The organism is Arthrobacter sp., from assembly GCF_031179985.1.
In the GTDB taxonomy this organism is placed as follows: domain Bacteria; phylum Actinomycetota; class Actinomycetes; order Actinomycetales; family Micrococcaceae; genus Arthrobacter.
In genome coordinates this window covers 1-8117 of sequence record NZ_JAPSHJ010000040.1, presented here as the reverse complement: position 1 = coordinate 8117, position 8117 = coordinate 1, and the positions used below count along the sequence as shown (strand labels likewise).

Here is an 8117-nt window from a genome sequence, read left to right as displayed (position 1 = left end):
GCGTTGTGAGTCCACATCGTGATCTCGTTGGAGCCCTCGGAGGAGGATGACGCGCTGCCCTTGCCGCAGGCGCCTAGGGTACCGACGAGGGCCGCCGCAGCTACACTGGTGGCCAGGATCCGGGTGAATCGCTTGTTCATCATGGTGAATCTTTCTGCTGATTTGTGCGTGGAGGATTGCCCCGGGTCTGTGGGGGACGTGGCCGGTGCAACGGCCGCGTCCCTTTCTGCCTCCCCGGGTGGTGAAGCTGTTGGTGTTGGTGTTGGTGACAGCTAACTTGGCGGCGGGGCAAGCGAGCCCCGCTCGATAAGCGGACAGTCCATCTGCGTCTGGACCGCCGGGTTGCCGGGGCTCTCAATATCGTCCAGGATCCGGTTGACCGCCCATCGGCCCATTTGGTAGTGGGGAAGGGCGACTGTTGTGAGCCCAGGCCACAGGGCGTCAGCAATAATTTCGAGGTTGTCGATCCCAATGATGGAAACGTCCTCCGGTATCCGAAGCCCCAATAACGTGGCCGCCTGGTAAGCACCCATGGCAACCCTGTCGTTGAAGCAGAAAAGCGCTGTAGGACGATCATTCCGGCCGAGAAGTTCCAAAGCAGCCTGGCGGCCACCTTCGGTGTGAGCCGTCCCGATGACGTAGTAACCGGGATCATGCTGCACCCCAGCCCGCCGCAGAGCGTTGAGGAAGCCCTGCCGCCGGCCGTGTGTGGCGGGGATGTCGTCCACGTTGTTGATCATCCCGATCCGGGTATGGCCGGCCTGGATCAGAGCCTTAACTGCCGTCTCGGCTGCGCCCACCTCGTCCGGGACAACCGAGGAAATGGACCCGTCCTCGGTGGCTGCGTCCAGGAGTACGGTGGGAAGTCCTGCCAGTTGCGCCGGGACCTGAGCGTTCTGGTGATACATCCTTGCGTAGATCACGCCATCCACCTGGTGCTGCTGAAGCATGGTGATTTCTCGGCTTTCCAGCTCACTGTCCATACCGGAGTTGACCACCATCACTACGTAGCCACGTTCGTAGGCGGCGTCCTGTGCCCCGCGGATCAGTGCTCCCGCAAAAGGTGTTGTGGTGATTTCGTCGCTCACCAGGCCAAGGATTTGGGAGCGTTGATTCCGCAATCCACTGGCCAGCCTGTTCGGGGCGTAGCCAAGGTCTCTGGCCACTTCCCGGATGTGTTCCTGTGTTGCCGCCTTGACCCGGAAGCTGGTGGCGTCATTGAGGGCATGGGACACAGTGGTCACTGAGACCCCGGCAGCTTTCGCCACCTCACGGATTCCCACCTTCGTCGTCATTGACTTCCTTTGCAAAACGTTTTGTATTTGGTGTGAGCCACGCTACACAAAACGTTTTGCATTTGTCAACGAATACTTACCGAGACCTCACAAACCCACTCGCGCGGGCCGCGCACCGAAGCCACAGCCAGCCGTCGTGACCCGCTTTGGCGCCGAGCTAACGGAGGACGCGCACGATCCTCGGCGTGTCGCGGGGTGGGGAGGCTGAAACAAGGTCAGGACGACACCCCATTGAGGCGCCCGTCGAGCAAAATGCCGGGCTGAAAGAAGGTCAGAACGGCACCAAAAAGAGAGGCCGAAACATTCCCAGGAGGTCCCTGTGACCCAGCCAACAACTGGCCCTGGAGGCCAGGGCAAAGTTTTTAATCTTCTGATTAATTCGACACATTTGACCTTTCCAAGATGTTTGTGCCACGCGCGTAAAAGAGATAGGTGCAAGCGCTTACACTGCTGGCTTGAATGGTACAAAGGCCGACGTAAAGAGGTTTGAAAGCCGTTAAGAAGCGTGCTTAGGGTGTTGACAGGCGCAGCACAGGTAACCCCAAGCGGCCTATGGCAGGGCCGAAAGACCCTTCTCTCCCAAAACAAAGGCGTCCCTGCGGCAGCTCTTTAGTCACTGGGGCACTGGAGTTTTGAAACCGGGCATCCGCCCATCTTCCACGAACTGTCTCAAACTCCGCGAGAAGAGAACTGATGAATAAGCATCCCCAATCGCCAAGAATGCAGCTGTGGCGGCCTGCCGCCCTGGCACTGGCCACGGCTGTAGCTGCCACCACGTTCCTGGCTGTGCCCTCGGCGCAGGCCAACGAACCGTCGGATCCCCCCGCCGCAGAGCAGATGCCGGCACCCACCCCTGGCTTCCCGCTCCCCAGCGAGCACACCCAAGAGGCGCATGATCCGGCGTCGGACTTCACCTCGAAGTGGACCCGCGCAGATGCCAAGCAGATCATGGCGCAAAGCGATCCCAATGTGGCTCCAGGTGAGAACTCCATGAGCCCGTCCGTCACCATGCCGGAAATCCCCGAAGATTTCCCCACCATGAACGAGGACGTCTGGGTCTGGGACACCTGGTCCCTGACGGATGAAAACGCGAACCAGATCAGCTACAAGGGTTGGGACGTCATCTTCTCGCTCGTGGCAGACCGGCACGCCGGTTACGGCTTTGACCAGCGCCACTGGAACGCCCGCATCGGCTACTTCTTCCGTAAGACCAACGCTGATCCGGCCAAGGACAAGTGGAACTACGGCGGACACATTTTTGCTGACGGCGCATCCATCGGCAACACGGAGTGGTCCGGCTCAACCCGCCTGATGCAGGGCAACCACGTCAACGTCTTCTACACGGCCACTACGTTCTACGACGTGGCCGAGCGGAACGCCGGAGGCGGCGGAATCGCTCCGGATGCAGCCATCGCGAAGGCGCTGGGCAACATCCACGCCGATAAGAACGGCGTTACCTTTGACGGCTTCAAGCACACCAAACTGCTGGAACCCGACGGCAAGATGTACCAGAACAAGGCCCAGAACCCGGGCTTTGCCTTCCGTGATCCCTACACCTTCGAGGACCCGGCTCACCCCGGAAAAACCTACATGGTGTTCGAAGGCAACACGGGCGGTACCCGCGGCGAATACGAGTGCAAGGAAGAGGACCTGGGCTACAAGCCGGGCGATCCGCACGCAGAGAATGTGAATGAGGTCAACAGCTCGGGCGCCTACTTCCAGACGGCGAATGTTGGTTTGGCGGTAGCTGACAACAAGGACCTCACCAAGTGGTCCTTCCTGCCGCCCATCCTGTCGGCCAACTGCGTCAATGACCAGACTGAGCGTCCGCAGATCTTCATCCAGAACGAAGGTGGCAAGAACAAGTACTACCTCTTCACTATCAGCCACCAGTTCACCTACGCAGCGGGTATGCGCGGTCCCGACGGCGTCTACGGCTTTGTGGGCGACGGCATCCGGTCCGATTACCAGCCGCTGAACAACAGCGGTCTGGCCTTGGGCTCGCCGACCGACCTGAACCTGCCGTCGGAGTCACCGGAAAATCCGACTCCCCAGCAGAACGGCCGTCAGTTCCAGGCCTACTCGCACTACGTGCAGCCGGGTGGCCTGGTGCAGTCGTTCATCGATAACGTGAACGGCGTCAGGGGCGGCTCCCTCTCCCCGACGGTAAAGATCAACTTCCGTAACGGAATCTCGGAAGTTGACCGCTCCTTCGGCCAGAATGGTCTCGGCCCGTATGGCTACCTGCCTACCAACGTCAAAGTTGGCGGAGAAGGCCTGTACAAGTAATTCACAACAGCCGGGTTGCCACTGATTGACGCAACCCGCTGACAAAGTAATGAGCGGGGGCGCCGGAAACGGGGTCCCCGCTCCTTTTGCCGGTATCCGGTCCTAGCTGAACGGCCATGATGTCCGAAAAATTCAAACTCACGTCGTTACCAGGCAAACGGAACCTCTGGATTGCAGTTGCAGCGGCTGCAACTGCCCTCGTGGTCGCCGTGGTGGCCTTCATCGCCATGGTTCAGAGTCCAGACGACGCCGAGAGCCGCGCAGAGACCGCCCTGGACTCTGTTGCCACCGCCCAAGCCAATTTCAAGACCTCCCGGGGAACCTATGGTTCGTACTGGTTGTCGGGCGGTGACCGCACCCTCGAGGCCGGACAACCCCTCCAAGCAGCCGGAGTGGAGGATCTCCGCACCATCAATTGCGCAGACGGCTGGGTGGCAGCAGCCCGGATCGGCAGCGACATCTTCCTTCGGTCCAGCCAGGACGACGCAACGGAAACCGCTGGTGCCGGGGACGTGCGGCGCCCGGACTGTATTACGTCTGAAGCCGTGGATGCCATGCTCAGTGACCTTGGCAGAATCGACCGCTCGCCGGCCCCGGGAACGAAACCCGAGCGGCCAGCCGGATCCTCGCAGTACCGCCCGAGCTACCACATCACCCCGGAGCGGGACTGGATGAATGATCCCCAGCGCCCCTTTTTCCTCAATGGGCTCTGGCACTACTACTACCTCTACAACGCCGATCATCCCCAGGGCAACGGAACAGAGTGGTACCACCTCACCAGCAAAGACCTGGTGACGTGGAAGGACGAGGGCGTTGCCATCCAGAAGTACAAAAACGGACTGGGTGACATCGAGACAGGCAGCGCCGTGGTGGACTACGAGAACACCGCCGGCTTCGGAAAAGACGCCGTCATCTCAGTACTGACACAGCAGGACAAGGGCGTCCAGCGGCAGTCGCTTTTCTATTCAACCGACGGCGGGTTCACGTTTTCCTCCTACGAAGGAAACCCGGTGATGGAAAACCCCGGAGCTGAACACTGGCGCGACCCGAAGATCGTCCGTGATGAAGCAAACGGGCAATGGCTGATGATCCTGGCCGAGGGCCACAAGCTGGGCATGTACACGTCGAAGGATCTCAAGAGCTGGCGTTACGCTTCGGGTTTCGAGCGGTCCGGACTGGGCATCCTTGAGTGCCCTGATCTTTTCCAGCTGGACGTCGATGGCGACCCCGCCAAGAGAACGTGGGTCCTGGCGGCCAGTGCCAACGGATCCGAAGAAGGAAGAACCACAGGCGTCGCCTACTGGACAGGGAGCTGGGACGGAACAACGTTCACGCCTTCCGATGAGAAGCATCAGTGGCTGGACGCCGGCTCCGACTTTTACGCCGCTGTTACTTGGGATGATCCGAGGCTTACCGACGGCCAGCGGATGCAGTCCCGGCAGGCTTTGGGCTGGGTGAACAACTGGGACTACGCCCGGAAACTTCCCACTGAGGACTGGCACGGCGGCATGGACTCCATCATGCGGGACATCAAGCTGAAGACAGTGGACGGCAAGCCGGCTCTGGTCTCAACGCCCTCCAAAACCCTGGCCCGCCTCGAAGGGCAATCGTCGTCGTCGGGTCCGGCGACCATCACCCCGGAGGGAACTGCCGGACTTCCCACGCCGAAGGGCGGCGCCTACCGGCTGGATCTCACCATTGATCGGGTAACTAAAAGGGACGACGACGGCGGCGGCGACGGATCGGAGGCTCTCCTGCAGTTTGCGAGCGATGAAGCAATATTCGCCACGGTCGGCTACAACTTCCAGGACGGGGCCGCCTTCGTCACGCGCGAGCAGCCCGCAGCTGGTGACCTTGGCCCGGTGTTCACACAAAGACGCACCGCCTCCGTGCCAGCCAGGAACGGCAGCGCCGACCTGACCGTATTCGTAGACCACTCCTCGATTGAAGTGTTCGTCAACGGCGGGGAACAGACGCTCACGTCACTGGTCTTTCCCAAGTCAGGGCAGCAGAGCATCAAGCTGATGACCGCCGGAGGCAACCTCACGCTGAAAAGCCTCACGCATACTCCGTTGTCGTCTACGCGCTAAGCGATCCAACGGTCATGAAAGAAGCGGAATCAAGTGCCCGTTTTCAGCAGCTGGGGAGGGCGGATCCGCGACGCGTCCAGAGTGGTCATGCTAACCAAGTCCGCACTGAGGTTTGTGACGTAAGCCACTTCCTAATATTTTGGTACTCCTTTGACAGGATGGTGTGAGGATGCCATAGTCGAGGCATGGAGAACCTGTTGGACAGCTGGACAGCTGGACAAGACCGCGTGGTCCGCGTTGGTGCGGCGGAAGCGGTTTTTGCATCCCTTCGGGGTGCCATCGAAGGCGGAAAGATCCCTGTCGGGACCCGGCTGGACTCTGAAGCTTCACTTGCCAAGCAGTACGGCGTGAGCCGCACTATGGTCAGGGAAGCCCTCCGCTCCTGCACCGCCCTGGGTTTGACTGCCACACACACGGGCAAGGGAACCTTTGTCATCGCCGACAAGGTTGCCACCGACCTCAAGCTCGGAAAGTACTCGGCCAGCGCCCTGGTGGAGGCCCGCCCCCATGTGGAGGTTCCTGCTGCAGGGCTCGCAGCCCAGCGCCGCAGCACCGAAGACCTTGAAGCCCTTCGGGAAATCCTGCGGGAAATGTCCGAGGCGGACGATCTCCATCAATGGGTTCTCCTGAACACCGAGTTCCACGTGACCATCGCCCGCTGCAGCGGCAACGGTGTCTTTGAATCATTCCTCTCCGACATCTGTGACGCGATGGCCAACCAGTCCAACACCCTCAACCTCGTGGCTGACCGCCGCAAGGAGTCAGGTGACGAGCACGCGCGCATTTTCGATGCGATCGAGCGCGGGTCAGCTGAGGAAGCCTCGCAGGCCATGAGAATGCATCTGCATGGGGTCGAATGCGCTCTCGGCACCATCATCCCGGGGAGCGAAAACTCCCGGGCCAACCAAATGGCCTGACTCCGCGTCCCGGGCTGGCCCCCAGCTCATACCTGAGCTCTTGTCTTACCTGCACCTTTGTCCAAACCCGTCAATGAAGCCCTGTGAGGAACCCCCGTGAGCATTCTGGAAAACAACCCTGACGTCCGTTCAGAGCATGACCTGCTCGGGGACCGGGATGTTCCCGCGAAAGCGTACTGGGGTGTTCACACGCTGCGGGCAGTGGAGAACTTCCCCATCACGGGCCAGCCGCTCTCCTCGAACATGTATCTGGTCCGGGGCCTGGCCGCCGTCAAGCTCGCCGCAGCCCGCACCAACCTTGAACTCGGACTCCTCGACGCCGAACGAGCCGCCGCGATCGAACAGGCCTGCACGGACGTCATGAACGGGATGCTCAGCGAAGAGTTCGTGGTGGACGTTATCCAGGGCGGCGCGGGTACCTCCTCGAACATGAACGCCAACGAGGTCATCGCCAACCGGGCACTGGAAATCCTCGGCCACCCCAAGGGCGAGTACCGGCACCTGCACCCCAACGATCATGTGAACCTCTCCCAGTCCACCAACGACGTTTACCCCACCGCAGTGAAACTGGGCACCATCCTGGCCGTGAAGGAGCTTCTCGCCGCCCTCGAAGAACTCGAAGGTGCGTTCGCCGAAAAGGCCCTTGAATTCCGCACCGTCGTCAAGATGGGCCGCACCCAGCTCCAGGACGCCGTGCCCATGACCCTGGGCCAGGAATTCGGCACCTACGCCGTGACCATCGGCGAGGACCGGCTCCGGCTCGCCGAAGCCGACCTGCTCATCCATGAAATCAACCTTGGTGCAACCGCCATCGGCACCGGCCTGAACGCGCCTCCAGGCTACGCCGCAGCAGCCTGCCGGCACCTGGCCGAAATCACAGGGCTGCCGCTGGTTACCGCCCCGGACCTGATCGAAGCAACCCAGGACGTCGGCGCGTTCGTCCACCTCTCCGGCGTCCTCAAGCGCGTCGCCGTGAAACTCTCCAAGACCTGCAACGATCTTCGGCTGCTCTCCTCCGGTCCCCGTGCCGGCCTTGGCGAAATAAACCTCCCGGCCGTGCAGTCCGGGTCCTCCATCATGCCCGGCAAGATCAACCCGGTGATCCCGGAAGTAGTCAGCCAGGTCGCCTACGAAGTGATCGGCAACGACGTCACCATCACTATGGCCGCCGAAGCCGGGCAACTCCAGCTGAACGCGTTCGAACCCATCATCGTCCACAGCCTCCACAAGAGCATCTCCCACCTGGAAGCAGCCTGCCGCACCCTCACGGCCCGCTGCGTCCGGGGCATCACCGCCAACACTGAACACCTCCGGTTGACTGTCGAACAGTCAATCGGCCTGGTCACTGCGCTCAACCCCCATTTGGGTTACGCCACTGCCACAGCAATCGCCCAGGAAGCCCTCGCCACGGGCAAGGGTGTCGCGGAGCTGGTCCTTGAACACGGGCTGCTCACTGAAGCGCAGCTCGAAGAACTGCTCAGCCCGCAGCGCCTGGCAAACCTCAGCAAGTAGTCCCCAACCGCCCC

5 protein-coding genes are annotated in these 8117 nt (G+C 61.2%); 4 read left to right on the top strand and 1 reads right to left on the bottom strand.

What is annotated here, in order from left to right:
- Positions 1-272: 272 nt before the first annotated feature.
- Complete coding sequence (locus RIN13_RS15695; RefSeq protein WP_309108267.1) at positions 273-1295, bottom strand: LacI family DNA-binding transcriptional regulator; 1023 nt, start codon at positions 1293-1295, stop codon at positions 273-275.
- Between the two features lie 693 nt (positions 1296-1988).
- On the opposite strand from RIN13_RS15695, the gene RIN13_RS15690 reads away from it, so the two are divergent.
- The 4 genes from RIN13_RS15690 (at position 1989) to RIN13_RS15675 (ending at position 8103) form a co-directional block, all read left to right on the top strand.
- The gene (locus tag RIN13_RS15690) at positions 1989-3584 is read left to right on the top strand and encodes a glycoside hydrolase family 68 protein (RefSeq protein WP_309108266.1); all 1596 of its coding nucleotides are present in this window, start codon (positions 1989-1991) and stop codon (positions 3582-3584) included.
- 116 nt (positions 3585-3700) lie between these two features.
- Positions 3701-5674 carry a glycoside hydrolase family 32 protein gene (locus tag RIN13_RS15685; RefSeq protein ID WP_309108265.1) on the top strand — a complete coding sequence of 658 codons (1974 nt, stop codon included), beginning with the start codon at positions 3701-3703 and terminating at the stop codon, positions 5672-5674.
- Between the two features lie 185 nt (positions 5675-5859).
- On the top strand, positions 5860-6591 hold the full coding sequence (locus RIN13_RS15680; RefSeq protein ID WP_309108264.1) for a FadR/GntR family transcriptional regulator: 732 nt from the start codon (positions 5860-5862) through the stop codon (positions 6589-6591).
- Between the two features lie 96 nt (positions 6592-6687).
- Entirely contained in the window at positions 6688-8103 is a 1416-nt protein-coding gene (locus RIN13_RS15675) for an aspartate ammonia-lyase (RefSeq protein ID WP_309108263.1), read from the top strand.
- Positions 8104-8117 lie beyond the last annotated feature (14 nt).

What these genes read in the sequence shown, in the direction of transcription:
- RIN13_RS15695 (WP_309108267.1), bottom strand. Translation starts at nt 1,295, where the DNA reads ATGACGACGAAGGTGGGAATCCGTGAGGTGGCGAAAGCTGCCGGGGTC.
- RIN13_RS15690 (WP_309108266.1), top strand. Translation starts at nt 1,989, where the DNA reads ATGAATAAGCATCCCCAATCGCCAAGAATGCAGCTGTGGCGGCCTGCC.
- RIN13_RS15685 (WP_309108265.1), top strand. Translation starts at nt 3,701, where the DNA reads ATGATGTCCGAAAAATTCAAACTCACGTCGTTACCAGGCAAACGGAAC.
- RIN13_RS15680 (WP_309108264.1), top strand. Translation starts at nt 5,860, where the DNA reads ATGGAGAACCTGTTGGACAGCTGGACAGCTGGACAAGACCGCGTGGTC.